At 66.9% G+C, this 22,481-nt stretch carries 20 protein-coding genes; 9 read left to right on the forward strand and 11 right to left on the reverse strand.

The window, feature by feature from the left end; translation table 11 throughout:
• Positions 1-6 precede the first annotated feature (6 nt).
• Positions 7-597 carry a TetR/AcrR family transcriptional regulator gene (locus ACWFRF_RS19450; RefSeq protein ID WP_452451371.1) on the reverse strand — a complete coding sequence of 197 codons (591 nt, stop codon included), beginning with the start codon at positions 595-597 and terminating at the stop codon, positions 7-9.
• Between the two features lie 61 nt (positions 598-658).
• On the opposite strand from ACWFRF_RS19450, the gene ACWFRF_RS19455 reads away from it, so the two are divergent.
• Positions 659-2,146, forward strand: coding sequence for an ABC-F family ATP-binding cassette domain-containing protein (locus ACWFRF_RS19455; protein WP_452451373.1), 1,488 nt, complete (start codon positions 659-661; stop codon positions 2,144-2,146).
• Entirely contained in the window at positions 2,130-2,984 is an 855-nt protein-coding gene (locus ACWFRF_RS19460) for a Vgb family protein (RefSeq protein WP_452451375.1), read from the forward strand. The genes ACWFRF_RS19455 and ACWFRF_RS19460 overlap by 17 nt, the downstream gene beginning before the upstream one ends.
• Before the next feature lie 19 nt (positions 2,985-3,003).
• Here the strand turns inward: ACWFRF_RS19460 and ACWFRF_RS19465 are convergent, their stop codons facing one another.
• From ACWFRF_RS19465 to ACWFRF_RS19500, 8 genes are all read right to left on the reverse strand, one after another.
• Complete coding sequence (locus ACWFRF_RS19465) at positions 3,004-4,671, reverse strand: VWA domain-containing protein (RefSeq protein WP_452451377.1); 1,668 nt, start codon at positions 4,669-4,671, stop codon at positions 3,004-3,006.
• Between the two features lie 176 nt (positions 4,672-4,847).
• Positions 4,848-5,102: a WhiB family transcriptional regulator gene (locus ACWFRF_RS19470; RefSeq protein ID WP_378991918.1), complete on the reverse strand. Its 255-nt coding sequence runs from the start codon at positions 5,100-5,102 to the stop codon at positions 4,848-4,850.
• Positions 5,099-5,641, reverse strand: a complete 543-nt coding sequence (locus ACWFRF_RS19475) for an HNH endonuclease (RefSeq protein ID WP_452451379.1) — start codon at positions 5,639-5,641, stop codon at positions 5,099-5,101. The genes ACWFRF_RS19470 and ACWFRF_RS19475 overlap by 4 nt, the downstream gene beginning before the upstream one ends.
• Before the next feature lie 330 nt (positions 5,642-5,971).
• A complete protein-coding gene (locus ACWFRF_RS19480) occupies positions 5,972-7,525 on the reverse strand; it encodes a GMC family oxidoreductase (RefSeq protein WP_452451381.1) in 1,554 nt (517 codons plus the stop codon).
• Positions 7,522-9,036, reverse strand: a complete 1,515-nt coding sequence (locus tag ACWFRF_RS19485) for an aldehyde dehydrogenase family protein (RefSeq protein ID WP_379312260.1) — start codon at positions 9,034-9,036, stop codon at positions 7,522-7,524. The genes ACWFRF_RS19480 and ACWFRF_RS19485 overlap by 4 nt, the downstream gene beginning before the upstream one ends.
• 10 nt (positions 9,037-9,046) lie before the next feature.
• Positions 9,047-11,200: a choline BCCT transporter BetT gene (betT, locus tag ACWFRF_RS19490; protein WP_452451383.1), complete on the reverse strand. Its 2,154-nt coding sequence runs from the start codon at positions 11,198-11,200 to the stop codon at positions 9,047-9,049.
• 42 nt (positions 11,201-11,242) lie between these two features.
• A complete protein-coding gene (locus tag ACWFRF_RS19495) occupies positions 11,243-12,532 on the reverse strand; it encodes an acyl-CoA dehydrogenase family protein (RefSeq protein ID WP_379312258.1) in 1,290 nt (429 codons plus the stop codon).
• A gap of 2 nt (positions 12,533-12,534) precedes the next feature.
• A complete protein-coding gene (locus tag ACWFRF_RS19500; protein ID WP_452451385.1) occupies positions 12,535-13,176 on the reverse strand; it encodes a TetR family transcriptional regulator in 642 nt (213 codons plus the stop codon).
• A gap of 234 nt (positions 13,177-13,410) precedes the next feature.
• Here ACWFRF_RS19500 and ACWFRF_RS19505 point away from each other — a divergent pair, with 234 nt between their 5' ends.
• Positions 13,411-15,588, forward strand: coding sequence for a malate synthase G (locus tag ACWFRF_RS19505; RefSeq protein WP_452451386.1), 2,178 nt, complete (start codon positions 13,411-13,413; stop codon positions 15,586-15,588).
• 374 nt (positions 15,589-15,962) lie between these two features.
• Here the strand turns inward: ACWFRF_RS19505 and ACWFRF_RS19510 are convergent, their stop codons facing one another.
• A complete protein-coding gene (locus tag ACWFRF_RS19510; RefSeq protein ID WP_452451388.1) occupies positions 15,963-16,628 on the reverse strand; it encodes a hypothetical protein in 666 nt (221 codons plus the stop codon).
• The gene (locus ACWFRF_RS19515) at positions 16,613-17,119 is read right to left on the reverse strand and encodes a hypothetical protein (protein WP_452451390.1); all 507 of its coding nucleotides are present in this window, start codon (positions 17,117-17,119) and stop codon (positions 16,613-16,615) included. Before ACWFRF_RS19515 ends, ACWFRF_RS19510 begins: the two co-directional genes overlap by 16 nt.
• Before the next feature lie 245 nt (positions 17,120-17,364).
• On the opposite strand from ACWFRF_RS19515, the gene ACWFRF_RS19520 reads away from it, so the two are divergent.
• The 6 genes from ACWFRF_RS19520 (at position 17,365) to ACWFRF_RS19545 (ending at position 22,474) form a co-directional block, all read left to right on the forward strand.
• Positions 17,365-18,696, forward strand: a complete 1,332-nt coding sequence (locus tag ACWFRF_RS19520) for a hypothetical protein (protein WP_452451392.1) — start codon at positions 17,365-17,367, stop codon at positions 18,694-18,696.
• A 289-nt stretch (positions 18,697-18,985) separates the two neighbouring features.
• Complete coding sequence (locus ACWFRF_RS19525; RefSeq protein ID WP_452451394.1) at positions 18,986-19,399, forward strand: hypothetical protein; 414 nt, start codon at positions 18,986-18,988, stop codon at positions 19,397-19,399.
• Between the two features lie 85 nt (positions 19,400-19,484).
• Positions 19,485-20,288: a HEAT repeat domain-containing protein gene (locus ACWFRF_RS19530; protein WP_452451396.1), complete on the forward strand. Its 804-nt coding sequence runs from the start codon at positions 19,485-19,487 to the stop codon at positions 20,286-20,288.
• 48 nt (positions 20,289-20,336) lie between these two features.
• Positions 20,337-20,639, forward strand: coding sequence for a hypothetical protein (locus tag ACWFRF_RS19535; protein ID WP_378659886.1), 303 nt, complete (start codon positions 20,337-20,339; stop codon positions 20,637-20,639).
• A complete protein-coding gene (locus ACWFRF_RS19540; protein WP_452451398.1) occupies positions 20,629-20,988 on the forward strand; it encodes a hypothetical protein in 360 nt (119 codons plus the stop codon). The genes ACWFRF_RS19535 and ACWFRF_RS19540 overlap by 11 nt, the downstream gene beginning before the upstream one ends.
• Before the next feature lie 112 nt (positions 20,989-21,100).
• The gene (locus ACWFRF_RS19545) at positions 21,101-22,474 is read left to right on the forward strand and encodes an FAD-dependent oxidoreductase (protein ID WP_452451400.1); all 1,374 of its coding nucleotides are present in this window, start codon (positions 21,101-21,103) and stop codon (positions 22,472-22,474) included.
• Positions 22,475-22,481 lie beyond the last annotated feature (7 nt).

Here is a 22,481-nt window from a genome sequence, read left to right on the forward strand (position 1 = left end):
CCCGATTCAGGTGCCGATCGGTGTTCTCGCCAGCGCGGCGGCCACGTCGGCGGCTCGGCGTGCCTGGTCGGCAGTGACGGGTTCGTGGGTGATGAACAGCCGGTGGAACAGTGGTGCGACCGCGAGCCGGATGATCTCGGCGGCGTCGACCTCCGGGTGGACTTCACCGCGCGCGACCGCCCGCGCCACGATCGCCGCCGCCTCGTCGTGTCGCGCCGCGTAGAAGCCGCGCAGCGCGTCGGCGGCCTCGGGATGTTGCATCCCCGCTGCGATGAAAGCTGTTGCCAGCGAGCCTGATTCGGGATCGGTGAAGCCCTGTCGGAGCAATTCGGTCAGCGCACGGAGATCTCCGGTGAGGGTGCCCGTATCGGGGATCGGCCATGGCTGTTGCGAGGCGCGCTCGAGCGCGTCGGCGACGAGCCCCTCCGGGCCGCGCCAGCGCCGATAGACGGTGGTCTTGTGCACTCCGGCGCGCTGAGCGACAGCTTCCATGCTCAGGTCCTGGTAGCCCCGCTCGGCGAGTTCGTCCGCCGTCGCGTCGAGAACGGCTTCCCTGACTCGGGCGCTGCGTCCGCCGGGGCGTCGTTGTGGTTCCAAAAACAACTCCTGTTGCGTTAGCTGTCGCGGTTTTGTACAGTTAAAGCTACACGAGTAGCGATTGGAGCACTGTTTGACCACTCAACTGTCCCTGCGCGGAGTCTCGAAGTCCTATGCGGACCGGCCCGTGCTCGACACCATCTCGGCCTCGATCCGGCCCGGTGAACGCGTCGGCATCGTCGGCGAGAACGGCGCAGGCAAATCGACCCTGCTCGACCTGCTCGCCGGGCTCGCTCGACCCGACGCGGGCACGATCACCGTCACCGCCGAGGGCGGGATCGGCCACCTCGCGCAAACACTGCCCGGCGACACAGTCGGTGCGGCCATCGAACTGGCGCTGGCCGAACTGCGCGAACTCGAGGCAGGCATGCAAGCCGCCGCCGAAGCGCAGGACATGGACCGCTACGGCGCGCTGCTCGCCCGTTTCGAGGCGCGCGACGGCTACGCCGCCGATGCCAGGGTGGACGCGTCGATGCACGGACTCGGAGTGGCGGGTATCGGCCGTGACCGACCCCTCGACAGCCTGTCCGGCGGCGAACGGGCCCGCCTCGGGCTGGCCTGCCTGCTCGCTGCCTCGCCGGAGGTGCTCCTGCTCGACGAACCGACCAACCACCTCGACGACGCCGCGCTCACCTGGCTGGAACACCGCCTGCGCACCCATCAGGGCACAGTCGTGCTGGTCTCGCACGACCGGACCTTCCTCGATCGGGTGGTCACCGCGGTGCTCGAGGTCGCCGACGGCGCGTTGACCCGCTTCGGCGGCGGCTACACCGGATTCCTGACGGCGAAGGCGGCCGCGCGCATTCGCTGGGAACAGGCCTATGCGCAGTGGCGCAGCGAGATCGGGCGGCTCGAGGAGTTCGCCACGAGCACTGCCCAGCAGGTCGCGCCGGGTCGCGCGATGACCGACAACAACAAGATGGCCTACGACCGCAATGCCGGGCGGGTGCAGAGCTCGGTCGCGTCGCGGGTGCGCAATACGGCCGAGCGACTGCGCCGGCTGCGCGAGGATCCGGTGCCGCGACCACCCGAACCGTTGCGGTTCCGCGGCCGATTCGCGGCAGGCAGCGGCGTGGAGTTCCACCTCGGCGCGCTGACGCTCGGCCCGCGCGAGCGGCTGCTGATCCACGGACCCAACGGTTCGGGCAAGTCGACACTGCTCGACGCGATCCACGCGGCAGCACCGGGACGCATCGGCTACCTGCGCCAGGACGAGCGCTTCGATCCGGCCCGAAGTGTCACCGACACCTACGGATTCGGGCGCGATTCATTGCTGGCGACAGGGCTGTTCGCCCCCGAACTGCTCGATCGTGAGGTCGGTACCCTCTCGGAAGGTCAGCGGCGCAGGCTCGCGCTGGCCGGTGTGCTCGCCGGTGAACACGACCTGTTGCTGTTGGACGAGCCGACCAACCACCTGTCGCTGACCTTGGTCGAGGAAGTCGAACGCGCGCTGAGCGAGTATCGGGGTGCGGTGGTCGTGGTGTCGCACGACCGGGCGCTGCGCCGCCGTTTCCGCGGAATACAGAAGGGAATTGAAGACTTTGGCTGAGATCGTGCAAGTGATCGACGTGCCCGGCGCTCCGTACGGGATCACTGTCGGGCCCGACGGGGCGCTGTGGTTCACGCTGGTGACGCAGGGTGTGATCGGACGTTGCGCGGAGGGGATCGTGCGGTCCTATCCGCTCGCGCAGTCCAACGGGCAACCGACGGTGATCGTCGCCGGTTCCGATGATGACCTGTGGTTCACCGAGTTCCAGGGTGGTCGGCTCGGGCGGATCACCGTCGACGGTGTGGTAACGAGCCTGTCCGTGGAAGGTCCCTACGGTGCGTGCGCCGGGCCGGACGGAGCGCTCTGGTTCACCGAATTACAGGCGGGTCGGGTCGGGCGGCTGGCCGCGGACGGCAACCTCACCCGCGTCGAGGTCGACGGTATGCCCTCGATGATCACGCCCGGGCCCGATGGGGCGCTGTGGCTCACGGTGAACCAGGGCAACGCGATCGCCCGCGTCGACACCGACCTCGCGCTGCGCGTCTACCCGATCCCCACGCCCGCGGCCGCGCCGGTCGGCATCACCGCGGGCCCCGACGACGCACTGTGGTTCACCGAAATCGGCGCGGGTGCGATCGGGCGCATCGACCTCGACGGCACCGTCGCCGAATTCGCGCTCCCGGCGACCGACGCCCGCCCGCACGCGATCGTGGCAGGCCCCGACGGTGCGCTGTGGTTCACCGAGTGGGCGAGCTGCCGTCTCGGCCGGATCACCACCGACGGCACGATCACTCATCTCGACCTACCGGGCGCCGAACCGCACGGACTCACCGTCGACGCTGCCGGTGACCTCTGGGTAGCGATGGAATCCGGTGCACTGGTGCGGGTTTCCCTGTAGCGGCCGCCGTGCCGGTGACCTACGGCGTGGTCAGCGCCTTGACGACCGCGGTGCCGAAACCGAGGTCGTTGCTCGTCGGCATGCGGGTGTAGGTCCCGCCGGTCTGGTCGGCGAGGGTCTGCAGGGTTTGGGTGCCCTGGCCGCCGACCACGACGATGTCGATGCGAATGGGCTTGCCCGACTTGGTCGCCGCGGTGATCTCGTCGACCAGCGCGGTGCCGGTCAGCGTCGAATCGTCGTCGGGACCGTCGGTGATCAGCAGAATCGAATTCGTGCGACCGGGGGAGTAACCGGCCACCGCCGCGCGGTAGGCGGCGAGCAGGCTCGGGTAGGCCTGATCCGCGGCGAGCTGGCTCGGCTTCACCGCGGTGACCGCCGAGCCGACCGCATTGCGCTGGGAATCGGTGAGCAGCTCGGTGGCCGCCTGCACCTTGTACGGAGTGGTGCCGTCGAGGTTCTTGCCGAACGTCCACAGGCCGAGCCCGAAGTCGGGCGGCATCACCTGCAGGGTGGAGGCGACCGCGGCAATCGCGTTCGACAGCCGGGTGGTCGAGCCCTCGGCGGTACCCATCGACGACGACACGTCGAGCAGGACCGTCGCGTTCACCCCGAGCACCGGGTTGGCCAGCGTCGACTGCACCTTCTCCAGTGCCGCGCGCGGCGGATTCGCCGGTGCCGAACCGATGGCGGGCCCGAAGCCCTCGGTGGCGAGCGCACCCGCCTGCTCCGGGGCCCGCAGGAAGTCGATGAATCGTGACGCGATCAGATTCTGGGTCTTGTCGACCCACGGACCCGACATCAGCGCGGCGGGATAATCGGCCAGCGGCGCGCTGCCGACCGGCCGGAACGCGGTGAGTCCGCCGGTGCCGAGCTGCTGCTGGGTCGCGGCGACCGCGTGCACATCGTCATCGAGGGGATTCGCGCTGATCTTCGACATGGCGGTCATCAAGTCGGCCGGTGCCTGCGCGCCGGCGGCGAGCCCGGAGATCGCGGCGACGACCTGACCCGACTTGGCGGCCTGCTCGGTCAACGGTTCGGTGCCCGAGATCGCCGCGCCGATGGACGCGGCGGCGGCGGTCGTGGCGTCACCGGCGGGCAGTGCCATGCTCAGCCCACCCCAGCCGGACAGGTCGACCTCGTCGAGCGAGCCCTGCTGCAGTCGTGGCAGGTCGGCCCAGGAGATCTGATGCTGTTCGAGCGCTTGACGCAGGGCATCGGGCACGGCGAGCACGATCGGGCTGGTGGCGATCGAGGCGGGTGTGCCCTCGATCAGACCCGGCACCCGAACCAGCTCGATCGACCGGCTCGAATCGGCGATCCACAGCCCCGGCTGCGGACCGAGACCTGGATCCCATTTCGTGGTGTCGGCGAGACCGGCGACCAGCGCGCTCGACGGGCGGGCCGACACCTTCACCTGCGCGCAGTGGTCGCGCACCCGAGGCTTGGTCGCGTTGAACCGGTCGGCCGCGGCACGCACCGGGCCCGAGATCGCCGGATCGACGGTGACGTCGAGCTGTGAGGCTCCCTCGACGCACTCGGCGGCGGCCGCGACATCGGTGGTCGCCGCACGATCACTGAGCTGGACCCAGGCGAAGACGGCGACGATCACCAGCACGATTGCCGATGCCGCGATAACCGGACCCTTGCTGATACTTCGAGAACTGGTCCCGTTGCGATGCGTACCCACGCGGCAAGTTTAAGGACACCGCGCGCAACCGCAGCACAGCGCATACCGGTGCGCATCGCCGCAGGTCACAGCAGGTGACAAGAGTGGTCAGCCTCGGTCGAGGCAACGCATGCAACCATGCAGTGCGTGCCGGACGCGCAGAGCCGGGTGCCACAGCGGACACCCGGCGCTGCCGGTCACGCGCGAATCACGCGGCCGCGATCGTATTCACGACCACCCCACACCCCTGACTGACCCGTCTGCGCCGCGTACTCCGCGCACCCCGCGAGCAACGGGCACCCGGCGCAGATCTTGCGGGCGTAGTCGAAGTCCTGCGACGGGTAGGGAAACCACGCCTCGTGGTTGGGGTCACCACGGCAGGCGGCGCGGTGCCATTGCCCCGAATCGGACAGGGTCAGCAGTTCGGTCAGTGCGAGGTCGGTGGTGGTCACGGCGCGTACTCCTTCCAGATCCGGCGCTGCTTGCGAGCGAGCGGGTCGGGAGCCTTGGGCTCCCACAGCAGCCGCATCCCCGCCTCTTCCGGGGTGCGGTCGGCCTTGCCTGAATTGCACGGTGCGCAACAGGCGACGAGATTGCTCCAGGTGTTCGGTCCGCCCCGGCTGCGGGGTCGGATGTGGTCGACGGTGTGCGCCCAGTCGGCGCAGTAGCCGCAGCGGTGCTTGTCGCGACGCAACACGCCGGCCAGGGTGGCGCGGCTGTCGTCACCGATCGGCGTGACGTGCGCCAGGTAGACGTAGCGCACCAGCCGGATCGTCTCGGGCAACGCGATGACCAGATGCTGCGAGCGGATCGGGAACCGGGGTGCCCGCTCGATCACGGTCTCGGCGGCGCCGCTGATCAGCAAGGTCACGGCCCGATCGGCGGTGATCTCGTCGAGGGCCTCGTAGCTGGCATTGAGCACGAGCACCCTCGTGTGTATCCAGGTGTCGGAAGCGGGCGCCGTCGGGTCGACGGCATGACGAATCAGCATGGGAATCACCATGTTTCGAGAGAAGTGTGAACGTCGGGAGCGGAGGCGGGTCGGGCCGGTCAGGCCACGATCAGGAAACGGCCGGAGCCATCGATATCCAGGCGCATCGCGCGATGGACCGAACTCGCGCGGCGATAGGTCTTATCCGATTCTCGCTGTGGCGCTTGCTGTTTCACGGCCGTCTCCTCCTCTCGATGCTGCTCGTCGGTACCTCGCCCGATGCGAATCACCTGCGTGAAATCATGGTGGCACACCGTGTCCGAAATGTCGGCTGATTTATTTCGGGGCACAGAGTTCTGCTGCGCGGGGACGGGCCGGTCCTCGGCTGACCTACGTCCGATCGGCGGCGACCAGTTCGGCGCAGCGTTCGCCGACGAGCATCACCGTGATGTTCGGATTGACCGTGGTGTGCGCGGGGAACACCGAAGCGTCGGCGACACGCAGACCCTCGACGCCCTTGACGCGCAGCTCGGGGTCGAGGGGGCTCATCGGGTCGTCGACCGCGCCCATGCGGACCGTGCCGACGGGGTGGTAGACGGTGTTGTGGGTCCGGCGGACGTAGTCGGCCAGTTCGGCGTCGGTCTGCGCCTCCGGCCCCGGATACAGCTCACGCGCCACCCAATCCGACAGCGGTGCGGTCGCGGCGATCTCGCGTGCCTTGCGCAGACCGGCGATCATCACGCGCATATCGTGACCGTCGGGGTCGGTGAAGTAGCGCGGGTCGACCTTCGGCTTGTCCCGGAAATCGCGCGAGCGCAAGCGCACCGTGCCGCGTGAGCGGGCATGGGTGACGTTCGGCGTCAGGCAGAAGGTGTTCTCGGCGGTCGGATACCCCTGCCGCAGTGTGTGCATGTCGAAAGGCACGCTGCCGTAGTGCATCATCAGGTCCGGCCGGTCGAGGCCGTCCTCGGTCGGGGTGAAGATACCCGCTTCCCACCACTGGGTGGAGCTGTCCACCATCGGTCGCGTCGTCTCGAAACCGATCACACCCTCCGGATGGTCCTGCAGGTTCGCGCCGACACCGGGCGAGTCGACGATCACCTCGATGCCGTTCTCGCGCAGGTGAACTGTGGGCCCGATGCCCGAGAGCATGAGCAGCTTCGGCGAGTCGATGGCGCCGGCGGAGACGATCACCTCACGGTTCGCCGTGATCCGGGTGGTGCGGCCGAACGCGTTGTCGGTGATGTCGACCCCGACGGCTCGCCCGTTCTCGATCACGATCTTCTTGGCCCACGCGCCGGTCCGGATGGTGAGGTTCGGCCGGTCGAGATGAGGGTGCAGATAGCTCACCGACGACGACGAGCGCGTTCCGTCGGTTCGCCGGTTGATCTGAAAGAAGTTGGCGCCATTGACGACTGTGCGTCCCGCGTTGAACTCGGCGCGCGGGATACCGACCGCCTCGCAGGCGTCGAGCAAGGCGACACCGCACGGATCGTGCGGCGGCACCGTCATGATGTGCACCGGGCCGCCGCGGCCGTGGTGCTCGCCGGGGGCGTCGTTGGTCTCGATCCGCGGGTACAGCCGATACACCGAGTCCGCACCCCACCCGGTGGCGCCGTGCTCGCGTTCCCAGGAATCCAGGTCCTCGCGCGGAGCCCAGAACGCGATGCAGCTGTTGTGCGAGGAGCAGCCACCGAGCACCTTGGCACGAGCGTGGCGCATGAACGAATTGCCGTTCTCCTGCGGCTCGATCGGGTAGTCCCAGTCGTAGCCCGATTCCAGTAGCTCCATCCAGCGATCGAGTCGCAGGACGGCCGGGTCGTCGACATCGGACGGTCCCGCCTCGAGCAGACAGACGGTCACCGACGGGTCTTCCGACAACCGTGCCGCGGCGGCCGCTCCCGCGGAACCGCCGCCGACGATCACGTAATCGTATGTGGTCACCGCTGTTCCTCCCGATCGGCGAACCAGCCGGTGACGCCCGGCCGGAGATTCTCGTAGACGTGCTTGGCCTCGCGATACTCGTGCAGGCCGGACGGACCGAGCTCGCGCCCGACACCCGAGCGGCCGAAACCGCCCCACTCGGCCTGCGGCAGGTACGGCCCGAAGTCGTTGACCCACACCGTGCCGTGCCGCAGCCGGGCGGCGACGCGGCGGGCGCGTGCGGCGTCACCGGACCAGACCGCGCCCGCGAGCCCGTATTCGGTGTCGTTGGCGATGGCGACGGCCTCGTCTTCGGTGGTGAAGGTCTCCACGGTCACGGTGGGCCCGAACGCCTCGTCGTGCACACACGCCATCGCGCGGGTGGCGTCGTCGATGACGGTCGGCAGGTAGAACCACCCGTTGTCGAGGTTTCCGGAGCCTCGGTCGCCGGTGGCGAACGCGCCACCGGTGCGGATGACGGCACCCTCGGCGCGGGCCTGCTCGACGTAGGCGTTCACCTTGTCGCGGTGGGCGGCCGAGATCAGCGGCCCGGTTTCGGTCCCCTCGGCGAAGGGCAAGCCGAGCCGGATCTGCTCTGCGCGGCGCACCAACTCGTCGACGAAACGGTCGTGTGCCGATTCCTCGACGACCAGGCGCGCGCCCGCCGAACACACTTGACCGGAGTGCAGGAAGGCCGCGTTCAGTGCGTTGTCGACGCTCGCGGCCAGCCGTTCGTCGGTGTCGCAGGCGTCGGCGAAGACGACATTCGGGTTCTTGCCGCCCAGCTCGAGTGCCACCTTCTTGACCGTGGCGGCCGCCTCGCGCGCGATGATCTTGCCGGTGGCGAGCCCGCCGGTGAACGAGACCAGGTCGACATCGGGATGTTCGGACAGCGGCGCACCCGCGGTGGCGCCCGCGCCGAGCACGAGATTGGCCACCCCGGCGGGCACGCCGAGGTCATCGAGCACCGACATCAGCAGAATCGCGGTGTGGGGAGTCAGTTCAGCCGGTTTGAGCACGAACGTATTGCCTGCCGCCAGCGCTGGGGCGACTTTCCAGGCCGCCTGCAACAGCGGGTAGTTCCACGGCGTGATCAACCCGCAGACCCCGACCGGTTCGTAGACGATGCGGGAGTCGATGTCGGGGGAGCCCGCGTCGACGATCCGGCCCGCGTCGTCGGCGGCGAGCTTGCCGAAATACCGGAAGCAGTTCGCGATGTCGGACATGTCGATGTCGGACTCGTAGGGGCGCTTGCCGGTGTCGAGGGTCTCGGCGCGCACGAACTCGTCTCGTCGCGCGTCGATCGCGTCGGCGACCCGCAGCAGCAGGTCACCCCGCTCGGCGGCGCCGGTGCGGCGCCACGGGCCTTCGTCGAAGGCCCGCCGGGCCGCGATGATCGCCGCGACCGTGTCGTCGCGGCCGGCCTCGGCGACGACCCCGACGAGGGAATCATCTGCTGGGCAGCGGATTTCGCGCGTCTGCCCGGACGCTGACGGTCGCCAGGAACCGTCGATATAGAGAGTGTCGCTCATGCTGATCCCTTCACAGTTCGCGGTCGGTGCTGTCGACGTCGCCGGATTCGGGCTCGTGGTGATCGCTCGCCGCGCGGCGCAGGTGCAGATAGCCGAGGTGGCGTTCGTACTGGTCGAGAATGTCACCGATGATCTGCTCGCGGCTGTAGCCGTTGAGCGAGTAGCCCTGTGACCCCTCGGCCAGGTAGACCTCGCAGCGGAAGTAGCGATCCCCGGATCGTTGCGCGAGCACGGCATAGGTCGGGGCCGGTGCCGAGACCGGCCAGATGCCGTACTCGAACCGGGGCTCACTGGCCTGATCGACCAGCAGTCGCGGGGACGGCAGACCCTCGTTGGACTGGGAATCGTCGATGGTCGCCGTCATACCCATGTGCTCGAACTCCGCGGCGACATCGTGCATCGCCGGATCGACGGTGCCGCTGATGAATTTGCGGGTGGCCGCGGGCCCCGGGTAGTTGATGGTCGAGAGCAACCGGCGACGCCAACTGCTGAGTTCGGCCGGTCCACGGCCCGCGGCGAAAGCCTTGGGCAACGAGGTGCGGTAGCTGTCGAGTTTGAACGACTCGTTGCGGACAGCGCGCAGCAGCGCGATGCCGATCAGCGCCAACACGAACGAGAACGGCAACCCCATGATGATGGTGGCGTTCTGCAGGGTCGTGATGGACCCGCCCGCACCGGCGAACAGCATCGACAGGGTGAGCACGCCGATCGCGGCCGACCAGAAGATGCGGGTGCCGGTGGCACAGTCGGCCATCGGATCGGGCAGCTTCGAGGTGAAATTGCCCATGACCAGCGACCCGGAATCGGCGGTGGTCACATAGAAGAGCAGCCCGGTGATGGTCGCGACGCCGAGCAACAGCGTCGCGCCGGGATATTTCTCGAGCAGCGAGTAGAAGCCGAGTTCGGCTCGGTCCGCGGTCTTCTCGGCGAAGGCTCGGTCGTCCCTGGCGGCCTCGAGCGCGCTGTTGCCGAAGATCGAGATCCACATCAGGGTGAAGCTGAACGGCACGACGAGCACGCCGAAGATGAACTCGCGCAGCGTGCGTCCGCGCGAGATGCGCGCGAGGAACAGGCCGACGAACGGTGCCCAGGCCACCCACCACGCCCAGAAGAACAACGTCCAGCTGTCCAGCCAGGTCGACGGCGCGTTCGCCGTCTCGGGGTTGCGCTCCCACGCGAAAGTGTCGAGGGTCCGGTCGGGGAAGGTCGACAGGTAGTCGCCCGCGTTCTGGGCCAGGCCGTTGAGCAGGAAATCGGTGTTGCCCGCCACCAGGATGTAGATCAGCAGCGCGATCGCCATGATGACATTGAGCTCCGACAATCGCCGGATGCCCTTGTCGACGCCGGTGGTAGCGGAGATCGTGGTGATGGCCACCGACAGTGCGATCAGCCCGATCTGGGCGGCCTTGCCCTGGGGGATTCCGAACATCTGGTGCAGTCCGTAATTGAGCTGGACGATGCCGATGCCCAGCGAGGTGGCGATGCCGAAGATGGTGCCGAGCACCGCGGCCACGTCGATCGCGTCGCCCCACCGGCCGTGTACGCGCTTGCCGAAGATCGGATAGAGCGCGGCACGGATCGTCAGCGGCAGGTTGTGGCGGAACGCGAAGTAGGCGAGTGCGCCGCCCATCAGCGCGTACATCGCCCAACCGGTGATGCCGTAGTGGAAGATCGTCCAGGCCACCGCGTTGCGGGCCGTTTCGTTGGTGCCCGGCTCACCCAGCGGGGGACGCAGGTAGTTGTAGACGGGCTCGGCGACCGAGAAGAACATCAGGTCGATGCCGATACCCGCCGCGAACAGCATCGACGTCCAGGAGAACAGGCTGTACTCCGGCCGTGACTCCTCCGGTCCCAGCCGGTAGCGGCCGTACCGGCTGGCGCCGAGGAAAACGACGAGGCCGAGGATGGCCGTGGCGAGCACGAAGTACCACCACCCGAACCAGGTGGTGGTGAACGTCTTGACCTCGCCGACGATGGTCTCGGCGCTCGACGGTGAGGCCAGTGCCCAGATCCCGAAGGCCAGCACGGTGCCCGCGGCGATGAGGAACACCGGCTTGTTGACCGAACGACGATTCGCGACCGGATGTGCCGGGACCGCTTCGTCCTCGGTCCCGGCAGGTGATCGTTGCGTGCCGTTGTCCCCGGGATTGCTGACACCACCCATGCGAGGCAGGCTAGTTCGTGCCTACCCCGCGATCGGGGACCTTCAGTGGTTGCCGACCTCGTGTTCGAGCCTGCGCGCCACCAGATCGCGGGCTTGTTCGCGCAGTGCCGGCCGGTAGCCACTCGGATACACCGGATCTCCCGGCGCGTAGTTCTTGAGCACTTCCTTGGCGAGAGTGATCTTGTGCACCTCGGTCGGGCCGTCGGCGATGGCCATGACCTCGGCGTAGGTGGTCATGTCGAGGAAGGGCAGGTCGGTGCTCACGCCCATCGCGCCGTGTAGATGCAGTGCGCGGCGGGCGATGTCGTTCATGACGGTCGGCATGGCGATCTTGATGGCGGCGATGTCCTTGCGGACGGCGCGATAGTCCTGGGCCTGGTCGATGCGCCACGCGGTGCGCAGGACCAGCAGGCGGAACTGCTCCATCTGGATCCAGCTGTCGGCGATGCGCTCCTGGGTCATCTGGAAGCCGCCGACGACACCTCTGCGGGCCGGGCGCGACACCGCGCGCTCACACATCATGTCGAAGGCCTTGCGTACCAACGCGACCGTGCGCATCGCGTGATGCACGCGTCCGCCGCCGAGCCGGGTCTGCGCGACGATGAACCCCGCGCCTTCCGCGCCGAGCAGATGATCGGCGGGCACCCGGACATCGGTGAATCGCAGATGCCCTTCGTGTTCGCTGAACCCGGGCACGGTGAAGTTGCGCACCAGCTCGAGCCCGGGCGCATCGGCGGGCACGATGAACATCGACAACCGCTGGTGCGGTTCGGCTTCGGGGTCGGTCACGACCATCACGATGTGGAAGGTGGCGAATTCGGCGGCGGAGTTGAACCACTTCTCGCCGTTGATGACCCACTCGTCACCGTCGCGCACCGCGGTGGTGCGGAACGCGGTCGGGTCGGAGCCGCCGGTGGGCTCGGTCATCGCGTAGCAGGAGCCGATCTCGCCGTCGAGCAACGGCTGCAGATACTTCGCCTTCTGCTCCTCGGTGCCGAAGTGCGCCAGGATCTCGGCATTGCCCGAATCCGGTGCCTGACAACCGAACACGAGCGGCGCCCACATCGAGGTACCGAGCACTTCGTTGAGCAGTGCCAGCTTGAGCTGGCCGAAACCGGGACCACCGAGCTCGGGACCGAGATGGCAGGCCCACAGGCCCTGATCCTTGACCTGCTGCTGCAGCGGCCGCATCAGCGCCCGGATCTCGGGGTCGGCGCGGTCGTAGGGGTTGGGGTAGAGCAGATCCAGGGGCTCGACCTCGGTGCGAACGAACTCCGCTACCCAGTCGAGCTTGCGCTGGTACTCCGGATCGGTCTCGAAATCCCAAGCCATGGTCAGCCTTTCGTGTTGTCGCCCGTGGCGCGCAGCCCGGACAGGGCGGTGTCGGTGAGGATGTCGGCGATCTCGGCGGGGGAATGGGAGCCGCGCTCGCGGTACCAGTAGCCCAGGGAGTTGAGCATGCCGAGCACGCCGTTGGTGACGATGTGGTCGGCGGTGCGTAGTTGCCCGGCCGCGTGGCCCGCGTCGATCACGTCTTGCCAGTGGCGCTGCAGCCGATCGCGCAGTTGCTGGAGCACGACCGCGTGTTCGTGGGTGAGCGCGTCGGCGTCACGCAGGTGCACGGCCACCGCGCGCCGATGGGTGACGATCAGCTCGACGTGACTGCGAATCAGCAGGCGCAGGGTCTCGACAGGGTCGGCATCGGCCTCGATGATGCGTTCGGCGTCGGCGAGCAGCAGCCGGGTGTAGTCGCGCAGGATCGCCCACAGCAGGTCTTCCTTGGAACCGATGTGGTAGTACAGCGCACCCCGCTGGACGTCGGCTTTCGCGCCGATCTCGGCCACACCCGTGGCGTGGAATCCGCGTTCGGCGAACAGCTCGAGCGCGGCGTCGTGGATCCGCTCGCGGGTGTCGGCGCGCTCGGTGGCACGAGGGCGTCCGCGCCGGCGCACGGGCGATACCGGTTCGGTGGTCACGGCGCCTCCGTTCGGTCCGGCACGCGACTTAATGTTCCGATCAGTACATTAATTGCCCGCGCACCTACAATCAAGGGGTGACCCGCCGCGCCCACGCCTCCGACCTCGGTGGCTCGGCGTGGCGGAATGGACGGAGGCCCCAGGGCGTTCGAACCCACACGAGGTGTCACCTCTACCCACGGGTAACATGACATCGACTTTTCCCACCCGGTTTTCACCAAAGTGAGGCAGTAGATGACAGAGCGGATTCAGGTCGGCGGGCTCCAGGTGGCGAGCGTTCTTCACGATTTCATCGAGAACGAGGCGCTCCCCGGTACCGGCGTAGATTCCGCCGCGTTCTGGGCCGGTGCCGAGCAGATCATCAACGACCTCGCCCCGCGTAACCGCGCTCTGCTCGCTGAGCGCGACGAGTTCCAGGGCAAGCTCGACGCTTGGCACGGCGAGAACCCGGGCACCGGCTACGACAAGGCCGCCTACAAGCAGTTCCTGACCGAGATCGGTTACCTCAAGCCGGAGCCGGCCGCGTTCCAGATCGCCACCGAAAACGTCGACACCGAGATCGCCACCACCGCGGGCCCGCAGCTCGTGGTGCCGGTGATGAACGCGCGCTTCGCGATCAACGCCGCCAATGCGCGGTGGGGCTCGCTCTACGACGCGCTCTACGGTACCGACGCCATCCCCGAGGCCAACGGCGCGGAGAAGGGCAGCGGCTACAACCGCGTGCGCGGCGACAAGGTCATCGAGTGGGGCCGCAACTTCCTCGACGACGCGGTCACCCTGATCACCGGATCGCATCTCGGCTCGGCGTACTACAAGATCGTCGACGGCGAACTCGAGATCGGTCTGGAAGACGGCACCGACATCGGCCTGGCCGACCCGTCGCAGCTCGTCGGCTACCTCGGCGACCCCGAGGCCCCGACCTCGATCCTGCTCAAGCACAACGGGCTGCACATCGAGATCCAGGTCGACGCCACCTCGCCGATCGGCTCCACCGACACCGCCGGTGTCAAGGACATCGTCCTGGAGTCCGCGCTCACCACGATCATGGACTTCGAGGACTCGGTCGCCGCGGTCGACGCCGACGACAAGGTCGTCTGTTACCGCAACTGGCTCGGCCTGATGAAGGGCGACCTGGCCGAGGAAGTCTCGAAGGGCGGCAAGACCTTCACCCGCACCATGAACCCCGACCGCGTGTTCACCGCGCTCGACGGTTCCGAGCTGGTCCTGCACGGTCGTTCGCTGCTGTTCGTGCGCAACGTGGGCCACCTGATGACCTCCGACGCGATCATCGACGCCGAGGGCAACGACGTCGGCGAGGGCATCCTGGACGGCCTGATCACCTCGCTGATCGCCGTGCACTCGCTCAATGGTGACAACACTCGCCTCAACTCGCGCACCGGCTCGGTCTACATCGTGAAGCCGAAGATGCACGGCCCCGACGAGGCCGCGTTCACCAACGAGCTGTTCGGCCGGATCGAGGACGTCCTCGGCCTGACCCGCAACACCCTCAAGGTCGGCATCATGGACGAGGAGCGCCGCACCACGGTCAACCTCGCCGCGTCGATCGAGGCCGCCAAGGACCGCGTGGTGTTCATCAACACCGGCTTCCTCGACCGCACCGGCGACGAGATCCACACCTCCATGGAGGCCGGGCCGATGGTCCGCAAGGCCGAGATGAAGGCCCAGACCTGGATCACCTCCTACGAGGACTGGAACGTCGACACCGGCCTGGCCAAGGGCCTGCCCGGCAAGGCGCAGATCGGCAAGGGCATGTGGGCCATGCCCGACCTGATGGCGGGCATGCTCGAGCAGAAGATCGGCCACCCCAAGGCCGGCGCCAACACTGCCTGGGTGCCTTCGCCGACCGCTGCCACCCTGCACGCCACCCACTACCACCTGGTGGACGTGTTCAAGCAGCAGTCGCAGATCGCCAAGGGTGGCCCGCGCGCCACCGTCGACCAGATCCTCGAGATCCCCCTCGCCCAGTCCACCGACTGGACCGACGAGGAGAAGCGTCAGGAACTGGACAACAACTCCCAGGGCATCCTGGGCTACGTGGTCCGCTGGATCGATCACGGTGTCGGCTGCTCCAAGGTGCCCGACATCAACGACATCGGCCTGATGGAAGACCGTGCCACCCTGCGCATCTCGAGCCAGCTGGTCGCCAACTGGCTGCGCCACGGCATCGTCACCGAGGCCGACGTGATCGCCAGCCTCGAGCGGATGGCCCCGGTCGTCGATCGCCAGAACGCGAACGACAAGACCTACCGCCCGCTGGCCCCGAACTTCGATGACAACATCGCGTTCCAGGCCGCCAAGGAACTGGTCCTGGAAGGCACCACGCAGCCCAACGGCTACACCGAGCCGATCCTGCACCGGCGTCGTCGTGAGTTCAAGGCCGCGCAGAAGTAGTGGTGTCGAGTGCATGAAAAGTAGCTCGTAGCAGCTCTTTTCGCTTGCGGCCCCGCCTCGGAGATCTCCGAGGCGGGGCCGCTGCCGTCACCGGACATCATCTTGGTTACCGGGTCGTCTGCCTCGAAACGGTCAGTGAAGCCCATGTCCGGCACGGGCCCAGCTGGGACCGGTCGGGGTGCCGAGCATTTAGTAGTAAGAGGTATAGATATTCGCATCTAAATATGTTTGCAGTTCACGACACGGCGGAGAAGCGCGGCTGTGGGCTGTGAGGCAAGTGGCCTTCGCGATGAATCCGGAGCAACAGAACCTGCAGTTACCGGCAAGGTCTGGGTAACGGCCTGCGAGAAGGTGATACCCAACCGCCTTCGGCCCTACGTGGACCGCGGCAGCCGGTCGTCCGGGACCAAATAGGTGATGCCGAGATCGCGCAGCACGATGCCGGGCTCGCTCGCGTGAACCGGACCGAGTGCCTTCACCAGATCCACCGACGTCAGATGATCGGCCGGGTGAACGCCGTCGGTGGGATGGAAATCGACTGTGGCCGTGGCAGTTCCAGCTGTGGTGGTGGTGACCAGGCGATAGCGCAGCGCAACCGTGCCGGTGTCTCGGGTGCGGATCGAACGGTAAGTGATCCGGTCGCCCAGGGTGTAGACGGCACCGGCCTGCTCGGGAGTGTCGGAGCGTGAGCCGGTGAAGGCGGCGTCTTCCAGTACACGCAGACCGGAGAAGTAGTAACCGGGCAACATCTCCTCCGGCACCGTGTTCCACGGATACACGCCGTCGTCGGGCAGCTCGAGCTCCTCGATCAGTTCGATCCTGGTGATCTCCCGCGTCGCGGCGGCGAGCGAGCGGGTGAGCCGCGCCGCGACCGCCGACTGGAAGCCGCCGGTGGCGTGCAGGGTGGACGATCCGTTGCGGCAGGCATCCCGGACCTCGTCCAGGGGGAGGGCTTCGAGGGGCAGCGCGGACACCACGTCACGGCCCGCGCCGAGCTGGGCGACAACCGCATCGACATCGGCAGTCAGGTGGACGACCACCGCGGCCGAGGAAGGCGGCGCGACAGCGATATCGGGGTGCGCGGCGATCCGGTCGACGAGCGGCCCGCGCCGAGCACCGCGACCAGCAGGGGGGAGGTCATACTGTCTCCAGACGGTATCGAGGGCTCAGGTCGGGCGTCGCGACACCGGCCGGCGCCGGCGCCGGCATTCTCCCAGCGGCCGACCAGATCGCTCAAGCTAAGGAAACTCCATCGGCTGGAGTCGGATGCCAACCGTGCTCCGTCAGACGCCAGGGCCGCCAGGTAGAGGGTCGGGCAGAATGCGAGCGATTCGTACGCCTCCTGCTGAGTGCTACTCATCAGGTGACCGAGCTTCACTTCGACTACGGCGCTCCGCGGTCCCGCTGTCAGCAGCAGGTCCGCATGGTTGGCATCCAGCGCCTCGCGGGTGACGACGTCTGGGACGAATCCGACGAGTTCGCCCCAGGGCGCTCGGTCGCGATCACTGAGGAACTGGATGAGATCCGACACATTCGTCTCCTGGGCCAGGAGACGGTCGAGCCCTCGACCGCGGACCCACGGTGTCGCGTTCTTGCTCACGGGGACAGCATGGCTCATGTGGTGCGCCAGGCTCCACTCGTCTCAACGGTACGCAACTTCCGCGGAATTTCCATACCTCGAGCTTCGCCGACGACGTGCACGCTGAGTTCGATGTCGGTGGCCGGTGTAACAATGCAGCGCAACAGATTTCGAAGTGCATACGGTGGAGGATGGCAGTGGGGTTCGCCATTATCGCGGGCGCGATGTTCACATCGGTCATCGCGGTTGGGGTAGTTACCGATGAAGGGTGGGGCGAGGGGTGGTCGGTTGTCGTGTTCGCGGCGTTCGTGTGGCTGCTCGGCATGCCAGCTCTTGAAGAATGGTTCGTCCGTCCCAACGCTAGAACAACAGCTGCTCAGCCGAAGGTCGTTCCCGCTCGTAGAGAGCTGATCGGGGATGAGGCCGCCGCTCTCGCCCGAGTTACCGGCATGTTGACAGCCGACCCGTGGGTCGCGATGGCGGCGGATCCCGTTGAGTTGATACAGCGCCTCGGCCCGAACGGAATCGGGCGCTCGGCGTGGGTCGACGGTGTCGACAGCATCGACGATCTACTTCTCTCACTCGCGCTGACCGACGGCTTCCCGCGCGGAGTGTCCGACCAGCGACTGCGCGCATCCCTTCGAGTCCTTGACTGGATCGACCCTGAAACAGGTGAAATCGAGGAGGTTCCCGATGATGCATGTCTCGATGAGATCGACCTACAGCAGCTTCTGTGCGAGGTAGGTGCGTGCTGCCTCGAGTTCGGCACCGCAGCCGTGTTGCTCGGCGAGGTGGGTGAACGTGGCCTGGTGTTCCTGTCGTACGAGCTCACCGATCCATTCGAAAGGCTTTCGGCGACAGCCGGATTGACAGTTCAGTCGATTGGGCTCGAACTGTGGCGACAGCGCGGCTGCCCGACGCAGCTTGCTGGTGAGAGCGCAGATCTGATCGACGAGTTGGTCGATCTATCCCTGTCGGGCGGTGTTTCAGCGCCCACTCCCCATGAAGACGAGGTGTGTCCGCAACCGTGGTGTTTCGCGCCATGGCACGGGTTGCCCGCCACTTGGGCGACCTCCGGAAAGGAGGGCCATGAGGTGATCCTCTGTCCTGGGTCAATTTTCGCCGGCGTGTTCACACCGCCGACGCAACATGAACTGTGGCAATGGAGCGCCGCGAGCGAATACCGCAGTCGTGGCCAGACAGCGATCCGCATTGTCGTCCGCCTGTTAGTGGTCGCCGTCGTTCTCGGATCCTTCGGTCTGCTCAACTGGGTTGCAACGGCTCGTGCGGCGGCCGTTACCGAGCGCCGTCGCGACTACGCCGCCTTTCTATTCGTGGTCGCGGCGAATGGATTCTTTTGGATATCTGTGGCGACTGCCCCTGAGATAGACTCGGCAACAGCGTTCTGGGCCACTCCCATGGTTGTGCTGGTCGCGACCACTCTCATCTGTACGCTGCACTATCTCGTCGCCGATCTCGGGCACGCCTATCGAATCAAACGGACGTTCCGAACCCAGTCTCTCCCTTGAACTCGTGGAATCGGCAGCCGTTCATCAAGACAGGGAAGCCGACGGAGTATCCGGGGGTGTGGTCGTGCTCGGGATCAGCGTGTGTGCGGGGACCGATCTCGCTCAGCCCACCGGAGCCACTACTGTGTCCGCAACTGCTCCACAAACGCCACACATATGCCCATGACGTCCAGGCCCGCCGACAACAGCTGATCTCTGCTTGTCGGAACGAAATTAGCTGGGGGCCTTGGGATTCCCGGGGGTTTTCGTAGTCGGTGGGTGTGGTTCGTCGTCGAAGTAGGCTACGAGCATGCTCGACGCAACCGACTCCCCGAGAACCGAGTTGGAGCAGCGATTGCGGCTGGCGCTCGCCAGCCACCCGACCTTCGAGGTTCGGGTGGTCGGTCGGCGTGAACTGCGCGTCGCACGGCCGTACGACCACAACATGGAACGAACTCCCTACCGCTTCTCGCTCCTGCTCGAGGAGAAGCGCAGATTCGCTGAAACCGTCGAGCACTGGTCGGCAGACGGCGGCACACCTTTGCGACGCGATCGAGATCAGGAACAGCCGGTACGGAACTTGATCGCGGCTGAGTTGGCCGAGTTGGGCTGGAAGCCGGGGCGCAGCGCTGTCGGTTGGACGATCGCGGTGTTGTCGCAAGTCGCCTGGGCCATGTTGTTTCTGGTCGTCTCCACGGTGGTGCTCATCTACTTCACTCAGTGACCTCGTGAAGGGGCCGGTGTCGAGGCCCGGCGCCGTGACCTGCGGTGTGTCGAGGATCTGGCGAGTTGCCAGGTACCGTTGGGCGGTGAACCCAGCTGACGTGCGACTACTCAAAGATGGCGACCTCGAGACCCGCGAGGAAAACTTGCGCCATCTGCTCGTGCGGGCTGAGGACGGCGATATGTCCGCCAAGGAGACACTGCGCGCGCTCGTTCGCGACTATCCCGACTACCATCGGTCGCTCTACAGCAGGGCGCTGAACCGGGCGGAGGTCTTCGGTGACGACACCCTGCGCGAACCCCTGCTCGCGTCCCTCGCCGACACCCGTTACAACTGCCAGGCATGGGCCGCGATGGGCTGCGCGGCCCTCGGCATCCGCGATGCGGTTCCCGGCTTGGTCGCGATGCTGGACCACCCACAGGACATCGCCCGCGACCAGGCGGTGATCGCCCTCGGCGTCCTCGGGGACGAAGCGGTGGTCCCGGCCCTCGCGCCCCTGCTGCAGGACTCGATCAGCGGAATGCGCGAACGCACCGCCGAAGCCCTCGGCATGATCGGTGGTGACGCGGCACTGGCAGCGCTCTGGGACGAATTCGAGAACCGCCGCTACTACCGCATCGGCTACATCGCCAGTGCGTTGTCGGAGTTCGCTCCCGACATCATCCCGAGGCTGATCGAGGCGGCCTCGGGTGACGATCCCGACAAGCGGTACTGGGCGGCCGTCGCCCTCGGTTCGACCGGCGACGATCGCGCCGTGCCGACACTGGAACGATTGATGGCCAACGATCGCGGTTCCACCGTCTTCGACGGCATGGTGAGCGTCGCCGCGAAGAAGGGCCTGCGCACGCTACGCAGAATCCAAGCCGCGATCGCCGCGCGCGAATCCTGAGCGTTCAGCTCGAGAAACGTTGTCGGTGGCGGGCGATAGTCTCCTCCGGTGTCAGTGAATATCGATGTCGCCCTGACTGTTCGGGGGCTCGCGAACGAACGCGAGTGGGTGGGAATGACCGACTTGCTCGTCGAAGTGTTCAAGGACGAGCGGCTGGAAGACGAGGTGTTCGTCTGGATGGGGGAGACCGAGGACGGTCTGTTCGTCCGCGCGGACTCGGACTACCCGGTGATCTTCAGCGGATTCTTCCGCTGGAGTGAGGCTTTCGAAGATCGCCTCACCCGTCGGGTGACGGCGCTCGTCCCGCAGGCCCGCGTGGCTTTCGACTGGGGGTATCCGGATGAAGAATGACAACACCGGCCACGAATGGCCCGACGTACTGCCGGAAACAGCGCCGGCGATACACAGAAATCTGGACGTGACGGTCGGCGGGCGCACCCTGACCACACTCACCCGCACCCAGCTGAGCTATTGGATCAGCAAACTGCAATACAGTCGCGGCGGCCCGTTCATGACGGTATCCCGTCCTGACCACCCTGAATTCATCCAGACCTACCGTCACAGCGACACCGACTACTACCTCGAGATCCGCTCACCCGATTCCCTCGACGAACTGGCATCGACAACGCTGCGCGATGGTGAATCGGCCGCCGAGCTGATCTGGGAGTGGTTGGAACGCAAGGGAACCGCCTGGGTGTAGGTGGATCCGACAACTCATAGGATCTTCGACGGCCTCGGTCCGTGAAACTCGTGAACCGGCGACTCGCGGTGCTGGTGGCCGAAACCACGACAGGCTCTCGTACGGTGGTGACATGGGCGCACGGATGGTGGTTGTCGGGGCGGATGCGACGGGGATGGCGGCGGCGTCGCAGGCGCGGAGATTGCGCGATGCCGGTGAGCTCGAGATCGTGGTGTTCGAGAAGGGGCACCATTCCTCGTATTCGGCGTGCGGGATTCCGTACTGGGTGGCCGGTGACGTTGCCCATGCCGATCATCTGATCGCGCGCTCGGTGGCCGAACATCGCGCTCGTGACATCGACCTGCGGATGCGGACCGAGGCTCTCGAGATCGATCCGGTGGGGCGACGGGTCCTGTCTCGCGATCTCGACACCGGCGTACAAGCGTGGACGGGTTACGACCAGCTCGTGTTGGCCACGGGGGCGACACCGATCCGTCCGCCACTGCCCGGTATCGACGCCGAGGGGGTCTACGGAGTGCAGACCCTCGACGATGGGCAGGCACTGATCGAAGGCCTGGAGTCTGCCGGCGGGCGTAGAGCCGTTGTGGTGGGTGCGGGCTACATCGGTGTCGAGATGGCTGAGGCGTTGGTGCGTCGGGGGTTCGAGGTCACCATGGTCACTCGGGGCGCTGAACCCATGTCCACGTTGGATCCGGATATGGGTGCGCGCGTGCGAGAAGCCATGGAGGGGATGGGAATACGGGTCGTTCGCGGTACCGAGGTAACCGGAATGCGGACCTCGGAGGAGGGCAGGGTCCGCGCCGTGACGACCGCCGACACCGAGTACCCGGCCGATGTGGTCGTGCTCGGGATCGGCGTGCAACCGGCGACCGAGCTGGCGCGTCGGGCCGGGCTTCCGCTGGGGGAGAGCGGTGGTCTGCTCACCGATCTCGCTCAGCGCGTGCGCGGATACGACGACATCTGGGCCGGCGGTGACTGCGTGGAGGTGCTGGACCTGGTGTCGGGCTCGCTGCGCCACATTCCGCTCGGCACCCACGCGAACAAGCACGGGCAGGTGATCGGATCAGGGGTCGGCGGCGGATACGCCACCTTCCCCGGCGTGGTCGGTACCGCCATGAGCAAGGTCTGCGACCTCGAGGTGGCGCGGACCGGCCTGGGAGAGGACGACGCTAGGCGGGCGGGGTTGCAGTTCCACTCCGTCACCATCGAATCCACCGGTCGCGCAGGGTATTTCCCCGGCGCGGAACCCATGACGGTGAAGATGCTCGCCGAACGTCGCACCGGGCGGCTGCTCGGCGTGCAGATCGTCGGCTACACCGGTGCCGCCAAGCGAATCGACATCGCGGCAGTGGCGCTCACCGCCAGAATGACGGTGGAGCAGGTGACCGCGCTCGACCTCGGCTACGCCCCACCGTTCTCCCCGGTATGGGACCCCGTCCTCGTCGCGGCTCGGGCGGCTGTGCGTGCGGTGGCGACGGGTCACTGACGCGGAG

The sequence above is a fragment of the Nocardia sp. NPDC055165 genome (assembly GCF_053606985.1).

Bases quoted from the DNA above. Each gene is read 5' to 3' on its own strand.
- ACWFRF_RS19475 (WP_452451379.1), bottom strand. From the start codon at position 5,641: ATGCTGATTCGTCATGCCGTCGACCCGACGGCGCCCGCTTCCGACACC.
- ACWFRF_RS19485 (WP_379312260.1), bottom strand. From the start codon at position 9,036: ATGAGCGACACTCTCTATATCGACGGTTCCTGGCGACCGTCAGCGTCC.
- betT (WP_452451383.1), bottom strand. From the start codon at position 11,200: ATGGGTGGTGTCAGCAATCCCGGGGACAACGGCACGCAACGATCACCT.
- ACWFRF_RS19495 (WP_379312258.1), bottom strand. From the start codon at position 12,532: ATGGCTTGGGATTTCGAGACCGATCCGGAGTACCAGCGCAAGCTCGAC.
- ACWFRF_RS19505 (WP_452451386.1), top strand. From the start codon at position 13,411: ATGACAGAGCGGATTCAGGTCGGCGGGCTCCAGGTGGCGAGCGTTCTT.
- ACWFRF_RS19525 (WP_452451394.1), top strand. From the start codon at position 18,986: ATGCTCGACGCAACCGACTCCCCGAGAACCGAGTTGGAGCAGCGATTG.
- ACWFRF_RS19540 (WP_452451398.1), top strand. From the start codon at position 20,629: ATGAAGAATGACAACACCGGCCACGAATGGCCCGACGTACTGCCGGAA.
- ACWFRF_RS19545 (WP_452451400.1), top strand. From the start codon at position 21,101: ATGGGCGCACGGATGGTGGTTGTCGGGGCGGATGCGACGGGGATGGCG.